Raw genomic sequence first — 14482 nt, 5'->3', positions numbered from 1 at the left:
CGGCGTCAGGAATAGCCGATCTTCTGCAGCATCAGGTTCGCGACCGCCGCGGCATCCTGGGCGCCGCTGTCGCTGGGCCCGGCGACGTCGGCGATCTCGACGTCGACGATGCAGTCGCCCGCGACACCGAGCGCGCGCTGAATCGTCGACCCCGCGTCCTGCATCACGACCGCGAACACGATGCGGTTGTCGAGGCCCACGTCGGTGATCCGGCTGGAGCCCTGCGCACCGCGGTCGTGTTGGTGCAGCACCAGTGTCTGGCCATTGCACCGGTGCCACTTGTCGGCCGATGCGGCGAAGAACTCGCCCGCGGCGTCGGCGTCGATGAACTCGACGACCCCGAAGAACCCGGTTGCGGTGGGCCCGTTGACGTCACCTCCGGCCCAGGACTGGCTGGCCACCGACCGCACCGGGCTGGCCTGGTAGACCACCTTTTCCAGCCGGTAACCGGTGCTCACGCAGTCGACCGGGGTGGCCTCGGCCTCCTGCACGCCCTGCAGCAGCACGTCGGCGCCACCCTCGACCAGTTGGCCCATGAAGCCGGTGGCGCCCAGCGTCGCGGTCAGTTCCTCGGCGGTTGGCAGCGCCCGGTCCAGTGTCCGATTCGGCGACGGCTTGACGACCTCGGCGACGCGCGGGGCAGGAGCATCGGCGGCGGGCACCACCGAACAGCCGGCGAGTGTCGCGCATGCGCCCAGCACCGCCGCCGCCATCGCCGCCGAGCGCATGGCTGTCTACTTCTTGGCCTTGTCGGCGGACGAGTCGGTGGACAGCGCGGCGACGAACGCCTCCTGCGGCACCTCGACCCGGCCGATCGTCTTCATCCGCTTCTTGCCTTCCTTCTGCTTCTCCAGCAGCTTGCGCTTGCGGCTTATGTCGCCGCCGTAGCACTTCGATAGCACGTCTTTGCGGATCGCGCGGATGTTTTCGCGAGCGATGATCTTGGAACCGATCGCGGCCTGCACCGGAACCTCGAACTGTTGACGCGGAATCAGCTCCTTGAGCTTGGTGGTCATCTTGTTGCCGTAGGCGTACGCCGACTCCTTGTGCACGATCGCCGAGAACGCGTCGACCGGCTCGCCCTGCAGCAGGATGTCGACCTTGACCAGGTCGGCCTCCTGCTCGCCCGCCTCCTCGTAGTCGAGGCTGGCGTAGCCGCGGGTGCGCGACTTCAGCGCGTCGAAGAAGTCGAAGATGATCTCGCCCAGCGGCATCGTGTAGCGCAGCTCCACCCGCTCCGGCGAGAGGTAGTCCATGCCGCCGAGCTCGCCGCGCCGCGACTGGCACAGCTCCATGATGGTCCCGATGAACTCGCTCGGCGCGATGATCGTGGTCTTGACCACCGGCTCGAAGACCGCGCGGATCTTGGCGTCCGGCCAGTCCGAGGGATTGGTGACGACGATCTCGCTGCCGTCCTCGGTGACGACCCGGTACACGACGTTGGGCGACGTGGAGATGAGATCGAGGTTGAACTCGCGCTCGAGGCGCTCGCGGGTGATCTCCATGTGCAGCAGCCCCAGAAAGCCGCTGCGGAAGCCGAATCCCAGCGCCACCGAGGTTTCCGGCTCATACGTCAGCGCGGCGTCGTTGAGTTGCAGTTTGTCCAACGCGTCGCGCAGATCCGGATAGTCCGAACCGTCAACCGGATACAGCCCCGAGTACACCATCGGGCGCGGCTCGCGGTACCCGGTGAGTGGTTCGGCGGCGCCGTTGCGCGCCGTCGTCACGGTGTCCCCGACCTTCGACTGGCGCACATCCTTGACGCCGGTGATGAGGTAGCCCACCTCGCCGACGCCGAGACCGGCGGAGGCCTTGGGTTCCGGCGAGACGATGCCGACCTCGAGCAGTTCATGGGTGGCGCCGGTGGACATCATCTTGATGCGTTCGCGCGGCACGATCTTGCCGTCGACGACGCGGACGTAGGTCACCACGCCGCGGTAGGTGTCGTAGACCGAGTCGAAGATCATCGCCCTGGCCGGCGCGTCGGCGTCGCCGACCGGCGGCGGCACCTCGCGCACGACGTGGTCGAGCAGGTCGGCCACCCCTACGCCGGTCTTGCCGGACACCCGCAGCACGTCGCCGGGCTCGCAGCCGATGATGTGGGCGAGTTCGGCGGCATAGCGGTCAGGGTCGGCCGCGGGCAGGTCGATCTTGTTGAGCACGGGGATGATGTGCAGGTCGCGATCCAGCGCCAGGTAGAGGTTGGCCAGCGTCTGCGCCTCGATGCCCTGGGCGGCGTCGACGAGCAGCACCGCGCCCTCGCACGCCTCCAGCGCACGGGAGACCTCGTAGGTGAAGTCGACGTGCCCGGGGGTGTCGATCAGGTGCAGAACGTAGTTCTCTTCGGCACCGACGTCGTCGGTGACTTTCCAGGGCAATCGCACGTTTTGCGCCTTGATCGTGATTCCGCGCTCGCGCTCGATGTCCATCCGGTCGAGGTATTGCGCACGCATGTCGCGATCGGCGACGACGCCGGTGAGTTGCAGCATCCGGTCGGCCAACGTCGACTTGCCGTGATCGATATGGGCGATGATGCAGAAGTTCCGGATCTGCGCCGGCGCCGTGAAGGTCTGATCGGCGAAACTGCTGATGGGAATCTCCTGGTGAGGCGGGGCGGCGGGTACCACCAGCGTATCGAGGCGGTGCCCGCAGCACACAATCGCGCGGTACCGGCCTCGCTTATGCTCGGGAACATGGCTCCGCCCTGGAAAGCGATGCAGACCTTCCAACGCTTCGCGGAGAACCTGGTGTTCAACGAGGCGCCGAAATTCATTCGCCAGATCGGTCAGTCCGAGACCGTGCAGCGCGGTATCCAGCAAGGCATCAGAATCGGTTTGGAGACGATCGCGGGCGCCTCGAGGGACGAGGCGCCGGCGATCACCGCGGGACGGCCGGTCAGCAGCAACTTCGTACCGACCGCCCACCGGGCCCGCAAGGTGGTGTACGCACCGGACCTCGACGGCCGCGCCGATCCCGGCGAGATCGTGTGGACCTGGGTGGTCTACGAGGACGATCCGACGCAGGGTAAGGATCGGCCCGTGCTGGTGGTCGGGCGCGACCGGTCCACGCTGCTGGGCCTCATGCTGTCCAGCCGGGACCACCATCGCGACGATCCGAACTGGGTGGCCATCGGCACCGGCACCTGGGACTACGAGGGCCGGGCCAGTTGGGTGCGACTGGACCGCGTGCTCGACGTTCCCGAAGGCGGGATCCGCCGCGAAGGTGCGATCCTCGCCCGGGAGAGGTTCGAAGCGGTCGCCATTCGCCTGCGCACCGAATACTCCTGGAGCTGACGCCCTTTCCCGTTGCGCGAGCGACCGTGGCTGTACGCGACACGCCGCGCAGATTTGGCATTTCGCGGTCTCTCGCGAGGAAATCTATCGCGGGTCGCGCCACATCGGCCACAGGCTCGGGCCGCCGTCGGGCAGTCTGATCTCACCGGTGACCACGAACCCGAAGCGCTGGTAGTAGCCGATGTTGTCCGGGTTGCTCGACTCGAGGTACGCGGGAGCGTATGTAGCGTCGCAGCGGTCCAGCCGCGAGCGCATCAGCGCCTGCCCGAATCCGGTGCCGCGGACGGTCGGGTCGCTCCCGATCACCCCGAGATACCAGTGCGGCTCCTCGGGATGTTGCGCCTTCATCAGATCGGCCATGTATTGACCTCGGCGTACCTGGGCTCCGAACGCCCGAATGAACGCCGGCATCATCCTCAGTTCCTGCAGCCGCGTCTGCCGCCACTTGCCCGGCGGGTCCCACAGCGCAGCGGCTCCGACGCGTCCGTCGCCGGCTACCTCCACTCCTTCGGTGCGCAGGAAATGCTGGCGGGTCATCGTGGCGAACATCCGCCTGAGGCCGCGCTCACGCGTGGCGTCGTCGGGCAGCATCCAGGACATCACCGGATCGTCGTAGAACGCCCGCGCAAGCACTTGCGACATGTCGCGCACATGCTGCCGGACCGCGGGCGCGACCGAGACGTCAGCCACGGGTGATGTAGGCCTGCAAATGCTCCTGTTGGGTCTCGAGTTCTTCCATCCGGGTCTTGACCACGTCGCCGATGCTGACGATGCCCGCGAGCCTGCCGTTCTCGATGACCGGGATGTGCCGAACCCGGTTCGTCGTCATCAGCGCGCTGAGGCTGTCCACCGAATCGTTGGGCTCGCAGGTGGCCGCAAGGGCGGTCATGATCTCCGACACCGGACTGTGCAGCAGATCAGCACCCCGAGTTCGCAGTGCGCGCACGACGTCGCGCTCGGAGACGATGCCGACCACGCCGTCGGGTGAGACCACCACCACCGCGCCGATGTTGTGCACCGATAGCTCGGTCAGCAGCCCTGCGACCGAGGTCTCCGGGGTAATCGTGGCCACCGCGGCGCCCTTGCTCCGCAATACATCCGCGATCCGCATCTTCGCCTCCGCTCGTGATGTAACTCACAGGCTAGTCGAAGGCGCGCGGCGCGGAAGGGTTTGTGAGGTTGCAACCGGGTCACGTCCTTGCGGGACCACGTCAGGTATATCTGGGGCCATGATCGAGGTCACGCTGCTTGGCACTGGAAGCCCCATTCCCGACGCGCGACGCGCGGGCCCGTCGACGCTCGTCCGCGCGGGCGGGCAGACGTTTCTGGTCGACTGCGGCCGCGGCGTACAGCAACGCCTGACGGCCGCGGGCGCCGCCGCCAACGGGTTGTCGGCGCTGCTGTTGACGCACCTGCACAGCGATCACATCGCGGATCTGGGCGACCTGCTCATCACCCGGTGGATCAGTACCTTCTCACCCGACCCGGCGCCGCTGCCGATCATCGGACCGCCGGGCACCGCCGAGGTGGTCGACGCGACGCTCGAGGCGTTCGGCCACGACATCCGGTACCGGATCGCGCACCACCACGACCTCACGTCCCCGCCCGCCGTGCAAATCGAGGAGGTCACCGCCGGCGTCGTGTGGGGCAGCAACGGCGTCGCGATCAGCGTGGCGCCCACCGACCACCGGCCCGTCGCCCCGACGATCGGATTCAGGATCGAGCACGCCGACGCGTCGGTGGTGCTGGCCGGTGACACCGTGCCGTGTGAAAGCCTCGACGAGCTGGCCTCGGGCGCAGGCGCTCTCGTGCATACGGCGATTCGTAAGGACCTGGTCGAACTGCTGCCACAGCAGCGCATCCGCGATATCTGCGACTACCACTCCTCGGTCGAGCAGGCCGCCGCCACCGCGGCGCGCGCGGGCGTCGGCATCCTCGTCCTGACCCACTACGTCCCGGCGATCGCGCCCGGTCAGGAGGACAACTGGCGCGCGTTGGCCGCCAAGCACTTCGACCGGCAGATCGAGCTCGGCGATGACCTGCTTCGCGTCGAGGTTCATCCCGGTGTCGGTACCAAGCCGGCCGGGTAGCCGTACCCACGCGCTCAGGCCAGCCGGGTGATCTCGACGACAACGTCGAGGTCCGTCGACCCTTCGCCGGAGTAGATCCCTTTCAGCGGGCTCACATCGGAGTAGTCGCGACCGACACCGACGCTGACGTACTGCTCGTTGATCGGGGCGACGTTGTTGGCGGCGGCGTTGCGCAGGGCGCGCAGCAGATGCGAGGAGTAGTCACCGACGGCACGCACCCGATGGGTGGCGAACAGGTTAGGAAACACGCGCGCCATGGTTCGGCGGTTCTCCATCACATACGACACCCCGGACGGCGAGCGCAGGTTGTCCTCGAGCACCCGAAAGTCGCCCTTGGCGTCCCGGATGAGGTCGATGCCCGCGACGTGATCCGCACTCCGTTGGGCGGGACGATGCCCAGCGGCCTCACGGTGGAAGTGTTCACAGGATGTGATCAGTCGGCGTGGAATGACGCCGTCACGCAGGATCTCCTGTTCGCCGTAGATGTCGTCGAGGTAGAGCTCGAGCGCCTTGACCCGCTGGATGATGCCGCGTTCCAGGCGCGTCCATTCCGCCGCGGAGATCAGGCGCGGCACCAGGTCGAGGGGGAAGGGCCGTTCCTGGCCGGACAGCGAGAACGTGATGCCCTGGTTGATGAAGGCGCGCCCGAGCGCCTCGGCACGCCCCTCCAGCTCGGAGGTGTCCGACGGGGCGAGCTCGGCGTAGATGCCTTTGTAGGGGCCCCGGACGTTGCCCTGCGGGTCGAACGTCTCGTCGAACGCGCTTCCGACGTGGTTGTAGCCGGCGAAGACACCTTCATAGCGCTTGGCCTGCTTACCGGCACCCCGCGCCAGTCGCGCGGACTGGGTCGGCGGGGTTCGCAGGGTCACCCGTGCCATGCTGCAACACTTCGGACATTTCGGCAGGCCAGCAGGCTCACTTTGGGCATTTACCCTCTCCGCTGGTAGCCTGAACACTCGCTGCCCGCCTGTCGGGCGCCTACCAGACTTTGGGAAACCCCTACCGGATTTACGAAGGACTACACGCGTGGCCAACATCAAGTCGCAGGAAAAGCGGATCAAGACCAACGAGCGCCGCAGGCTGCGCAACAAGTCGGTCAAGTCGTCGCTTCACACGGCGGTCCGCGGATTCCGGCAGGCCGTCGAGGCCGGCGACAAGGACAAGGCCCGCGAGCTGCTGACGTCGACCAGCCGCCAATTGGACAAGGCCGCCAGCAAGGGCGTCATCCACAGAAACCAGGCCGCCAACCGCAAATCTGCGCTGGCCTCGTCGTTCAACAAGCTCTGAGCGTTCAACAAGCTCTGATAGTCCGCCCGCTCAATCTGCTATGAGCTCGGCGACCCTCCTGACCGTCGCCTCCAGCGCGTAGTCCGCGTCGGCCGCGGCGCCCTTGACGTCCGCATTGAGCGCGGCCACCAAGCGCATCGCCTCGGCGACCGAGGTGTTCGACCACCGCCGCGCCTGTTTCTGCGCCTTCTGCACCCGCCATGGCGGCATCCCCAGCTCTGACGCCAGCCGGTAGGGGTCACCCGACAGCGGCCGCACCCGCGCGATGGTGTGCACCGCCTCGGCCAGCGCGTCGGCGAGCACGACATGCGGTTCACCGCGCATCATCGCCCACCGCAGGGCTTCGGCGGCTCCCGCGACGTCGCCGACGACCGCCTTGTCGGCGACGTCGAACCCCTTCACCTCGGCCTTGCCCGAGTGGTAGCGACGCACTGCCGCCGCGTCGACGATGCCTCCGGTGTCGGTGACCAACTGCGAACACGCCGCCGCCAGTTCCCGAATGTCCGAGCCGATCGCGTCGAGCACGGCGCTTACAGTGTCGTCGCCGGCCTTCACCTTCAGCGCACGAAACTCGCGCCGGACGAAGTCGGCGCGCTCGGCAGCCTTGGTGATACGCGCGCAGGGATGCACGTGCGCGCCGAGTTTCGTAAGCTGATCTGCGAGCGCCTTGGCACGCCCGCCGCCGGAGTGCACGACGACGAGCATGGTGCCCGGCGGCAAGTCCGCCGCGGCGTCGGCGATCAGCGCGACCGCGTCCTTGCCCGCCTCGGCCGCCGACTCCAACACCACGACTCGTTCGTCGGCGAACAACGACGGGCTCAGAAGCTCGGCGAGCTCGCTGGTGCTGACCTCCCCCGCGCGCAGGCGATCGACCGGTACGTCATGGACGCCGGCCTGCTTGCGCGCCTCCCGCAGCACTGTTGCCACCGCGCGCTCGACCAGCAGCTCCTCGTCGCCGAGCACCAGATGCAACCGCGCTGCCTCGCTCACCCCACGATCGTGTCACGACCACCCGACAGGCCCGACACCGTCCACGCCAGCAGGCACACCGCGGCGGCACCCACGCCGACCCGGACCCAGCGCCACCGCCAGGCGGCCACCGCCACGATGCCGCCGGCGGCGATCAGGATCAGCCCCGGCAGCCCCGACGGCACCGGCACCGACGCCCCGGGGACGGCCGCCGACCAGCGGGCCATGTTCAGGAGCCACCACAGTTCCGGTCCGGTGAAGCGGATCAGCAGGTCGGCGCCGGCGGGCCAGATCCGGCACAACGCGGCCGCGGCGGTACCGACGACGGTGATCGGCGGGATCACCGGCGCCACCGCGACATTGGCGACGACCGAAACCACGCTGAGCGTTCCCGCCATCCCGGCGACCAGCGGCGCGGTGACCAGTTGTGCGGCGGTGGCCACGCTGAGCGCGTCGGCGGCCGGCTTGGGCCAGCCGCGGTCGACGAGCCGCCGCGACCACGCAGGGGCGAGCACGACGAGAGCCGCAGTCGCCGACACCGACAGCGCGAAGCCGATGTCGACGGCCAACTCCGGGGAGGCGGTCAGCAGCAGCAGCACGCTGGCCGACAACGCCGGGATGGCCTGCCGACGCCGGTGCGACAACACCGCCAACAGCGCGATCGCCCCCATCACCGCGGCGCGCAGCACGCTCGCCGACGGCTGCACGACCACCACGAAGGCCAGCAACGCGACCGCTGCGAGGCCGACCGCCGCCCGCGGGCCGATCAATCCCGCCGTCAACAGCACCGCCCCGCACACGATCGTGACGTTCGCCCCCGAGACCGCGGTCAGATGCGTCAAGGTGTGACGAATGCATGGAAAGGTCCAGAATGTCTGAACAGAATGACGACCTGCACGCGGAAGTGCAGGGATACCCGGTCGCCGCGGCAGCATGGCAGATGATCGCGCACGCCTGCGCGTTGACCGACGACCGCGAGGCAGCCATTGACGCGATGGCTGCCGACGTTCGCAGCCTTGAGGCATCGGGCGACATAGGGCAGGCCGCCGTCGTGCTCGCGCTGGTAGCCGCGAACGCGATGGGCAACGACGAGATAGCGGCGAAACACATCGCGGCGACCGCCGATGCACGCGGCGAATTTGCGGGCATCGTCGCCGCCTGCCTTCGGCAGTTGAGCAACGAAACCGGAGATTCCGACGACATCCGGTGACGAACCCGCGTCGCCCACCCGACACGCGAGACACGCCAACGGCATGCGCCGTTTGTGCCCGGCGCGCCGTGGGGGGAATCCACTAAAACCCCACGGCGCGCCGGGTGGTCTACGGCGTCACCAAATCAACCGCGACGATGGCCCCGGCGTCGTGCTGCAACAGCGCGAAATACGTTTCGGCCCGCAGCTTCACCGTGTTGTTGTCGAGGTCGGGCAGCGATGCCAGCAGCACGTCGGTGCCGTGCGCGCTGAACGCCGCGCCGTTGACCACGACACCGATGCCCGCGGTGATCGCATCGTTGACCAGCAGCGTCGTGCCGTTGAACGCCACGACCGGCGCCCCTACCGTGTCACCGGGGCCGACCGCGGCCTTATCGGCCAACAGCGGATAGTCGGCGCTGTTGATCACCAGCGCGGTCGGTTTGGCGCCGGTCTGCGCCCACACCTTCGCGATGCCCGCGTCGGCCATATGGCTGGCGCTCGTGGCGTAGGTGACAGGTGTGCCCGCGGCGGTTTCCAGCGCGTCGGCTATCGCCGCGTTGACGCTGAAAACGCTTTCGGCGGCGAGCCGCTCGGACACCGCCGCAGCGCCGACACCGAATCGGATGACTTGATCGGAGACGACCGACGTCACCGCGAACGCCTTAAGCGTCGCCGACGCCAGCGCCGGATCGCCCATCGCGGGCTTTGTGCCGCCCTCGTCGGTGGCCGTCTGCGCCACCAGCGCGTCGTACAGCGGCCCGGAGACAGTCAGACTGTCCGCGGGAGTGAACGGGATGCCCGCGGCCTGCCAGAGCCACTGCGGCCGGCCCAACTGTTCGACGGCGACCGCGCCGCGCGCCCCGGCGTTGGCCGACGTGATCGAGCGGCATTCGATCTGCACACGCGCGGGCACGCCGCGGGTCAACGCTTGCGCGAACTCGGCGAGCTGACCGCTGTCCTCGGGCCGCGAGCCGCGGGTCTCGACGGCTGTGGCGACCGCTGATCGCATCCGCTCGGAGTGCTCGGCAATCGCGTTCGCCGCCATCAGCGCTTCGAGCTCGGCGCGGTCGTCGCGTATGAGTTGATCTTCGCGCGGCGTGAGGTCGCGGCCCTCGGCAACGCAGCGATTCGCGCGCGTCTCGACACGCTCGGCGGCGGCTCGCAGACGCGCCTCGCGTTCCTCGCGGGACAGCTCTACGAGCGCGTCAACATCGGTTCGTGTGCTCATATCAGTTCCAACTTTCGTGGGGAAATTCGGCGACGGCGCGACGCCAGCGCGCGCACCGCAACAACCGAAGGGATGAAAGGGACAAAAGGCCCGGCGGCCTGGGGCGCGCGAATCTGGCGTCGGCCCCGAAGGATATGCGGACAACGGCCCGAAACCCCTCGAAAAGTGGATGACCGCAACGGCGGTCGAACCCACAGCCCGCAACGGCGGACGGTTCCAAGCATACCGGCTCAAATTCCTAGTTCGGCGATGAGCTTCGCCAGCGCCAACCGTTGCTGGCGCAGTTCGACCAGCGTGGAGCGCGGGCAGTTGTCGCGCGCCGACGCGGCGCCGAGACGTTCGCACAGGTCCGCGGTGCGCGCCGCTTCGATCAGGATGATGCGCTCACCGGGCGTCCACTCGTCGTAGCGCTTGAGGGCGTCGCGCCACAGTCGGCGGCCCGCAGCGCCGAGACTGCGCGGCGCATAGGGTGGTCTGCTCATGTCCTGCTCCGTTCAATCGTCGCCGGTCCGATACCGGCATTTACCTGCGAAAATGGGCGGAATCGCTTGTGTTCCAGTCGGTTTCGACTGCCTGCAGGACGCGAAATGCGTTGCGGCGCAATCAATCTAGCGGTATTCGAACACCTGTTCGGAAAACGTGGGATGTATAGCGAGCGGCCAGGGTACTGTCCGGCACTCCAGCTACCAAAAAAAGTGGCCTCTACCAGCATGAACAGGTTTACAGCAAACCCTGATGGCGGTTTAATCGCCCTCAAACCCTGCGGATGAATCCGCTTGCCGCGCAACGCTTTTCGGCCGATGCGCGATAGCCGAGATGCGTTGGCCCGCAGACTGATTGCGGTCATGCCCTGGCCCCTTCGTTGTCAGTAGTGACCCGGCCTCGGTAGCGCCCGGCGACGACGCCGGGGGGTCGCCACGCATGCGGCAGCGACGACACCCAGCGTCGGCAGTCGGGCAGCGACGGGCACCGCTGGCACAGGCGCAGTGCGGCGTCACGGCTGGCGGCGTCGTCAGCGTCGAACATCCACGGCTGGTCGCGGCACAGCGCGCCGGGCAATCGTGGGGCGCGGTGCAGTATCGCCGCGGTGAGTGTGAGCCAGCCCGGGCGGTGGGCGTCGACGGGGCGTCGCGAGGAGCGGCTCACGGCGCTGGGCGCCATTGCACGATGCCGGCGGCGGCCGGGCAGTGGTCGTCGTGGTAGACGTGGCCGATCGCGTCACCGCCGGGTAGCAGGATGATCGCGCCTTCGGCGGTGCAGTCGGCGCAGGCGTCGGTCAGACCGTGGATGACGCCGGGTAGCCCGGTTGTGTCGACGCGGTGCTGTAGTTCGATGATGCGCCGGGCCGATCGGGGGTCGCGGGCTTTGGCTCGGCGCTGGCGTCGGTTCATGACGTCGACCCGTCGTCGGGTGACGCAGGTGACGCAACGAATGTATGACGGCTATATGTGCGCGCGCGTAGGGGAACAGTTTCTTGCGTCACCTGCGTCACCCCTCGTCCTCCACCTGCGGTTTTAGCGCAATACCATCGCGCCATCGCTGACCGTGCGAAGCCTTCGTCGGGTATCCCTGCCGGTCGAGAGCACACGCGCCGCGCTTCCCATCGCTGCGACTTCGTGCCTATGCGGACAACATTCGGATAGGGGCGGTTTGGCCCGGCGCGTGTGGCTGTCCTGGTCAATGTGGCTGTTCCTTTCTGATGGTTTCCACTTCTCCACCTCTCCACTTCTCCACCCCCTAGGGGTTGGGGGGTGGTGGAGAGTTTGTGGCTGGGGGGTGGAGAGAGGTGGAGAGAGGTGGAGAGGTTCATTTCACGACCGCTTTGTAGAACGGTCGTTTGTCGGTCCCGTCGTTGATGAGGTCGCCGCATTTCAGCAGGTCATCGAGCGCGCGGTAGAACGTGCCGTCCGTTAGGTCGCTCACCTTCCGAAGCTCGGACTTGCTGGCGCCTGTGGTGGAGAAATAGTGGCGGAAGGTGGCGAATAAGCGCTCCGCGCGCTCCGGTCTCTCCACCCCCCAGGTGGAGAGATTTACGGCCGAAAGGGTGCCGCTTCCCGAGCCCTCGATGAGGTCGAGTCTCAGCTCGTGGCGGTCGGCTTCGGGGCCGTCTTTTCGCTTCTCCCGGTTGAGGATGACCACCCCGTCGTCGCGGGTGGTCGAGTAGACGGTGTCCACCCCAGCCTCGAACGCGGAGCTTCCGCGTAGCGTCTTGGCATCCTTGCCGGTGTGATGCACGCCGAGCACGACACCGCGACGGCCGGGTGTCCTGTCGAGCAGCCAGTACAGCCGGTCAACGATAAGGCCGGTGTCTTTGGCGGAGTTCTCGTCGGCGCCGACCATGCATCGCGCCATTGTGTCGATGAGAACGAAGCTGTAGCCGCCCCAGTCGATGAGCGCCCCCAGGTTGGCTACGTCGGCGGGCGTGTTGAGGTTGACCGGTCGCGGCAGTACCGCGAAGTTCTCGTCGCTAACGCTGGTGTGCCACCCGGTTTCCCAGGCGTCGATGCGCCCTTTGGCCCCGAATGCCCCCTCAGCGGCGATGTAGAGCACCCGGCCGCGCTCTGTTGCCCTGCCCTGCCAGGGACGGCCGGTAGCGCCGCAGAGAGCCCAGTCGAGTGCGATGAACGTCTTGAACGTCCCGCGGTGCCCGTAGAGCAGCGCACAGGTTCCTTTGTCGAGCACGTTATCGATGAGCGGTGCCGGGTTGGGCAGGGTGCGCAGCGCGGAGCGGGTGAGCAGCAGCCCGGCGTAGGTTGGCGGCTTTGTCTGCCCGCCGCCGCTGTCGCCATCGTCGCTCGGTCCGCTGGCGGTCTGCCCGCTGTCCATCCACTTGCGGTTCTGCCGGTCGTCAACCACCTTGAGCCAGCACGTCAGTACGTCGTCGTCGCTGCGTTCGGCGAGCCGTTGCGCCAGATCGGCGCGACGGCTGACTACCGATCGCGTTTGACCGAGGACTAACTCGGCGTCATAGCACGCGCCGACGACGCGCATGGTGTCCTCGGAGCGGTCGCCGGTGTCGAGGGCGAGCGCCGCCTGCACCGTCGGATAGCCGTCGAGGTTGACCGGCTCGGGCACACCCGCGGGCGTGGTCGTCATCGCCGAGCTGGTCACCTGTTCGCCGTTGCGCCCTTTGACGGTCGACTCGGTCAGGACCACGCCGAGCTCCGACGCCAGCGTGTGCGGGTTGGCTCGGTCACCGTTGGGCGGTATCAGCCATGTGACGGGCGCCGGATCGGCGCCGGGCGTGAACACGGTCGGCTTGAAGCTGAGCGTGCCCGGCGGCCTCAGCACGTCGTTAGCGCTGATCTTGGCGTCGGCGCCGAAGTGCGCGACCAGGGCGCGCTCGAGCGCTTTGTGCTGATACGCCGGAACCGATTCGGACAGCGGCACGTAGACGTGGGCGTGACCGGATGTGCCCGAAGCGACGGCGAACCCGCCGAGATCGCGAACCTTCTGCGGATCGCATTCACGGTCGACGTCGGCGTGTACCAGGATGCGGCCCACGGCGCCGCCGGGTGTGCGTTTGTCGGTCCACATGAGGTAAGGGCACACGTACACGTCGCCGTCGTGGCTGGCTTCGGCCAGCGTGCGGGCCAGCGCCTCGGCGTCATCGGGCCATGCGGAGTGATTCTCCTGCCACACCCGATGCTTGTATTTGCCGTCGACGAGGTGCGGGTCGCGGCCGATGGCGGCGTGCGCCCGGCCGGTCTGGTCGCCGTAGCAGGCGTTCAGGTAGTCGAGAATGTCGCTGTAGCCGGTAATATCGGTGTCAGCTTCAGCAGGCTGGTGAGTGGTGGTTTCCCCATGGGAGGCCGCCACTTCGCTTTCAGGTGGCATCGTTGGTCGCCTCCCGCGCTGCGCAGCGCTTGCAGAGCCCGCCGCGGGCGCGGTCTTGTGAGCGGGTCAAGACCCTTTGGCAATCGCGGCAGCGTGGCTGCCATTCGGGCGTGTTCACCGCACACCGCCGCGGAAGTCTAGGATCCGTGGATCATCCTGACCTTCGGCGCGGACGGGCCGTAGAAGCTCGGCCAAGCGGGTGCGTTGCTCATCGCTCAGCGGCGGCGCCTGCGCAAGACAACGGGTGACGTAGTCGGCGATTTTTGCCTCGGCGAGGTCGCGGCGGGCATCGACTTCGGCCGCCGGATCTTTCGCTTTGGCCGCCCGCGCGACGCGGGTGGCGGCGGATCTGACTTGAACTTCGGACATGAAGGGCTCACCTCTCGGTAAGCCCTCTCGGCTAGCGACCCGCCCCAGCGGCGGACAGTACGTCAAGGCTGAAACCGCCGTGCACGCAAAGCCCGGGTTTCCCTCGACAATGCGCCTCGCGAACGGTCCCGCCGACTAGACGAGCCTGTCTTCGTGCTGTCGACTGTAGCACATAGCAGTCGCGCTACTAATCGGATATCGCTGTCGCCCTTGCTAT

The 14482-nt window shown here is 67.6% G+C and carries 16 protein-coding genes and 1 pseudogene; 4 read left to right on the top strand and 13 right to left on the bottom strand.

Annotated elements, in window-relative coordinates; all coding sequences use genetic code 11:
- Positions 1-5: 5 nt before the first annotated feature.
- On the bottom strand, positions 6-728 hold the full coding sequence (locus QGN32_RS20615; protein WP_326546109.1) for a sensor domain-containing protein: 723 nt from the start codon (positions 726-728) through the stop codon (positions 6-8).
- Positions 729-734: 6 nt separating this feature from the next.
- Positions 735-2720, bottom strand: a complete 1986-nt coding sequence (gene lepA, locus QGN32_RS20610; protein ID WP_442791856.1) for a translation elongation factor 4 — start codon at positions 2718-2720, stop codon at positions 735-737.
- On the opposite strand from lepA, the gene QGN32_RS20605 reads away from it, so the two are divergent.
- Complete coding sequence (locus QGN32_RS20605) at positions 2694-3293, top strand: type II toxin-antitoxin system PemK/MazF family toxin (RefSeq protein WP_442791735.1); 600 nt, start codon at positions 2694-2696, stop codon at positions 3291-3293. The genes lepA and QGN32_RS20605 overlap by 27 nt on opposite strands.
- Positions 3294-3377: 84 nt before the next feature.
- Here the strand turns inward: QGN32_RS20605 and QGN32_RS20600 are convergent, their stop codons facing one another.
- Both QGN32_RS20600 and QGN32_RS20595 read right to left on the bottom strand, forming a co-directional pair.
- Positions 3378-3935, bottom strand: coding sequence for a GNAT family N-acetyltransferase (locus QGN32_RS20600; protein WP_442791855.1), 558 nt, complete (start codon positions 3933-3935; stop codon positions 3378-3380).
- 40 nt (positions 3936-3975) lie between these two features.
- Positions 3976-4404: a CBS domain-containing protein gene (locus tag QGN32_RS20595; RefSeq protein ID WP_326546106.1), complete on the bottom strand. Its 429-nt coding sequence runs from the start codon at positions 4402-4404 to the stop codon at positions 3976-3978.
- A 118-nt stretch (positions 4405-4522) separates the two neighbouring features.
- On the opposite strand from QGN32_RS20595, the gene QGN32_RS20590 reads away from it, so the two are divergent.
- Entirely contained in the window at positions 4523-5383 is an 861-nt protein-coding gene (locus QGN32_RS20590) for a ribonuclease Z (protein ID WP_326546105.1), read from the top strand.
- A 14-nt stretch (positions 5384-5397) separates the two neighbouring features.
- Here QGN32_RS20590 and QGN32_RS20585 read toward each other — a convergent pair whose 3' ends face one another.
- Positions 5398-6252: a circularly permuted type 2 ATP-grasp protein gene (locus QGN32_RS20585; protein ID WP_442791734.1), complete on the bottom strand. Its 855-nt coding sequence runs from the start codon at positions 6250-6252 to the stop codon at positions 5398-5400.
- Between the two features lie 157 nt (positions 6253-6409).
- Here QGN32_RS20585 and rpsT point away from each other — a divergent pair, with 157 nt between their 5' ends.
- Entirely contained in the window at positions 6410-6670 is a 261-nt protein-coding gene (rpsT, locus tag QGN32_RS20580; RefSeq protein WP_326546104.1) for a 30S ribosomal protein S20, read from the top strand.
- Positions 6671-6700: 30 nt separating this feature from the next.
- On the opposite strand, the gene holA is transcribed toward rpsT, so the two are convergent.
- Both holA and QGN32_RS20570 read right to left on the bottom strand, forming a co-directional pair.
- The gene (gene holA, locus QGN32_RS20575) at positions 6701-7660 is read right to left on the bottom strand and encodes a DNA polymerase III subunit delta (protein ID WP_326546103.1); all 960 of its coding nucleotides are present in this window, start codon (positions 7658-7660) and stop codon (positions 6701-6703) included.
- Positions 7657-8481, bottom strand: a pseudogene (locus QGN32_RS20570) (ComEC/Rec2 family competence protein); the annotation flags it as partial. The pseudogene QGN32_RS20570 and the gene holA, both read right to left, overlap by 4 nt.
- Positions 8482-8510: 29 nt before the next feature.
- Between QGN32_RS20570 and QGN32_RS20565 the strand changes: the two are divergent.
- Positions 8511-8849, top strand: a complete 339-nt coding sequence (locus QGN32_RS20565) for a hypothetical protein (RefSeq protein ID WP_326546102.1) — start codon at positions 8511-8513, stop codon at positions 8847-8849.
- Between the two features lie 109 nt (positions 8850-8958).
- Here QGN32_RS20565 and QGN32_RS20560 read toward each other — a convergent pair whose 3' ends face one another.
- The 6 genes from QGN32_RS20560 to QGN32_RS20535 form a co-directional block, all read right to left on the bottom strand.
- On the bottom strand, positions 8959-10059 hold the full coding sequence (locus tag QGN32_RS20560; RefSeq protein WP_326546101.1) for a hypothetical protein: 1101 nt from the start codon (positions 10057-10059) through the stop codon (positions 8959-8961).
- A gap of 230 nt (positions 10060-10289) precedes the next feature.
- Positions 10290-10541, bottom strand: a complete 252-nt coding sequence (locus QGN32_RS20555; protein WP_326546100.1) for a hypothetical protein — start codon at positions 10539-10541, stop codon at positions 10290-10292.
- Positions 10542-10902: 361 nt separating this feature from the next.
- Positions 10903-11220, bottom strand: coding sequence for a hypothetical protein (locus QGN32_RS20550; protein WP_326546099.1), 318 nt, complete (start codon positions 11218-11220; stop codon positions 10903-10905).
- Entirely contained in the window at positions 11202-11450 is a 249-nt protein-coding gene (locus tag QGN32_RS20545) for a hypothetical protein (protein ID WP_326546098.1), read from the bottom strand. The genes QGN32_RS20550 and QGN32_RS20545 overlap by 19 nt, the downstream gene beginning before the upstream one ends.
- A 415-nt stretch (positions 11451-11865) precedes the next feature.
- The gene (locus QGN32_RS20540) at positions 11866-13896 is read right to left on the bottom strand and encodes an AAA family ATPase (protein WP_326546097.1); all 2031 of its coding nucleotides are present in this window, start codon (positions 13894-13896) and stop codon (positions 11866-11868) included.
- 114 nt (positions 13897-14010) lie between these two features.
- Complete coding sequence (locus tag QGN32_RS20535; protein WP_326546096.1) at positions 14011-14265, bottom strand: hypothetical protein; 255 nt, start codon at positions 14263-14265, stop codon at positions 14011-14013.
- Positions 14266-14482: the final 217 nt, after the last annotated feature.

The organism is Mycolicibacterium sp. ND9-15 (assembly GCF_035918395.1).
In the GTDB taxonomy this organism is placed as follows: domain Bacteria; phylum Actinomycetota; class Actinomycetes; order Mycobacteriales; family Mycobacteriaceae; genus Mycobacterium.
The sequence above is the reverse complement of the archived record's forward strand: the minus strand, read 5'-3'. Positions and strand labels throughout refer to the sequence as shown.

Bases quoted from the DNA above. Each gene is read 5' to 3' on its own strand.
- QGN32_RS20615 (WP_326546109.1), bottom strand. From the start codon at position 728: ATGCGCTCGGCGGCGATGGCGGCGGCGGTGCTGGGCGCATGCGCGACA.
- QGN32_RS20605 (WP_442791735.1), top strand. From the start codon at position 2,694: ATGGCTCCGCCCTGGAAAGCGATGCAGACCTTCCAACGCTTCGCGGAG.
- QGN32_RS20600 (WP_442791855.1), bottom strand. From the start codon at position 3,935: ATGTCGCAAGTGCTTGCGCGGGCGTTCTACGACGATCCGGTGATGTCC.
- QGN32_RS20595 (WP_326546106.1), bottom strand. From the start codon at position 4,404: ATGCGGATCGCGGATGTATTGCGGAGCAAGGGCGCCGCGGTGGCCACG.
- QGN32_RS20590 (WP_326546105.1), top strand. From the start codon at position 4,523: ATGATCGAGGTCACGCTGCTTGGCACTGGAAGCCCCATTCCCGACGCG.
- QGN32_RS20565 (WP_326546102.1), top strand. From the start codon at position 8,511: ATGTCTGAACAGAATGACGACCTGCACGCGGAAGTGCAGGGATACCCG.
- QGN32_RS20560 (WP_326546101.1), bottom strand. From the start codon at position 10,059: ATGAGCACACGAACCGATGTTGACGCGCTCGTAGAGCTGTCCCGCGAG.
- QGN32_RS20555 (WP_326546100.1), bottom strand. From the start codon at position 10,541: ATGAGCAGACCACCCTATGCGCCGCGCAGTCTCGGCGCTGCGGGCCGC.
- QGN32_RS20550 (WP_326546099.1), bottom strand. From the start codon at position 11,220: ATGGCGCCCAGCGCCGTGAGCCGCTCCTCGCGACGCCCCGTCGACGCC.
- QGN32_RS20545 (WP_326546098.1), bottom strand. From the start codon at position 11,450: ATGAACCGACGCCAGCGCCGAGCCAAAGCCCGCGACCCCCGATCGGCC.
- QGN32_RS20540 (WP_326546097.1), bottom strand. From the start codon at position 13,896: ATGCCACCTGAAAGCGAAGTGGCGGCCTCCCATGGGGAAACCACCACT.
- QGN32_RS20535 (WP_326546096.1), bottom strand. From the start codon at position 14,265: ATGTCCGAAGTTCAAGTCAGATCCGCCGCCACCCGCGTCGCGCGGGCG.